The following is a 1,458-nucleotide window of genomic DNA, read 5'->3' as shown; positions in this document are numbered from 1 at the left end:
TGAATTTAATTTTTACCCAGTCTGAATAATTGGGGGTAGGAAGCTCTTGAGGTAAATCCGGATAATCCACACAATTGACGATAATATGAAACTCATCGTTTTTCAAAGTATAGTTTAATAGAGTGCCCTCATATATATACAGAAATTGATAATCTTTTCTTGGAATAGTATAAGTTGTCATATTATTTTACCTTTTCAAAAACAATGGTTTTAAGGACTGTTGAGTTCAAGTCGCTTCCATCACTCTTCTGAAATTTCAGTTGTTTAAACTCCTCCTTTAACGGACCATTATATTTTAACCTTAATCCCATTCGGGCCAGTTCTGTTTCATTTGGAATTCCTCTTAGATATTTATTGGTTACTGTGCCATTAATCACAATTTCTCCCCCTGTTTTTGTAATACGTGCTGCTTCAGGAAGATAATCCATTATTGTAAATTTCCCTTCTGGTTTAGGGATATAAGGATTATTTGCGATAACTCTCGCCTGACTGCCTGTCGGTATATTGGGCATAAAACGTGCATCTCTTGCAACAGCCATCGGATCTGATGGGCTAACCCCTACTGCTCCAGGTATTTGTACCCCTTTGCTGTCTGTAAATAGCTCTACTGTACCATTAGGTCTTATCTTCGGTGCGGATTTATCCGGCTTAGGCAACGCTTTTTGTTCGGTTACGCCGACATAGTCCTTAGTTACATCACTGTGTCTTTTTGAAGTGATTGGATTTTTATTCCCTCCCGCCATCTCCCCATCGAGGACGGACATCTCCCCGGTCTTTTGTCCGGCACCGGTTTTGCCGTTTTTATTCCATGTCCCCCTTCCTGATGAGACAGCACCGATCCTAATCCCGGTTATCATACCCGCCGCTCTGTCAAATTTGTCAGCAGCCCAAGCTCCTACCTCTTCTTCGATAGGGTTGTTGTAGTCCTTGATCAATGGGACGTGCGGTACTTCCTTACCGACCAGTTTGCCGATAACGCCGTTATACGTACCGATGAAGCCGTTTGCATAGAACGACGGCAGGTTGGCTATGCCTTTACCCAGTCCGGTTGTAGCAGTATCAAAAGTTTTGTTCCGAATCTGCCGGCTTCTTTGCGTATAACTGGAAACCGCATTTCGTTTCAACTGCTCCCTCGTTTCCCTATAGCCCTGCTGTTCGGCAAATTTACCGCTGTCTCTGTAATACTTCATTGGGGCAAAATCAAGGAACGTTTCCCCATCGGCTTTGAAACTTCCCGCTATGCTACGCAGGAATTGTTCCGCCGCCGTGTCGGTGTCGGCATGTTTGGCATAATAAGTCGCATCGACCTGACGCATAGCTTGCGCTACTAGCCGCTCTTCTGCCTGCCGTTGGGAAATGCCGGGATGGAGTTTGGCAAATTTGGCGGCATTATTTTTAATTTTTCTGATCTCGCTGTCGTGCAGCCGCCTATTGTTCCAATCGACATTCGCCCCTACT

At 44.4% G+C, this 1,458-nt stretch carries 2 pseudogenes; both read right to left on the bottom strand.

What is annotated here, in order from left to right:
* Positions 1–181 (bottom strand): annotated as a pseudogene (locus HMPREF2675_RS10620) (hypothetical protein); the annotation flags it as partial.
* Between the two features lies 1 nt (position 182).
* Positions 183–1,458, bottom strand: a pseudogene (locus tag HMPREF2675_RS11665) (hypothetical protein); the annotation flags it as partial.

The sequence above is a fragment of the Neisseria sp. HMSC061H08 genome, from assembly GCF_001836795.1.
GTDB lineage: Bacteria > Pseudomonadota > Gammaproteobacteria > Burkholderiales > Neisseriaceae > Neisseria > Neisseria subflava_A.
The sequence above is the reverse complement of the archived record's forward strand: the minus strand, read 5'-3'. Positions and strand labels throughout refer to the sequence as shown.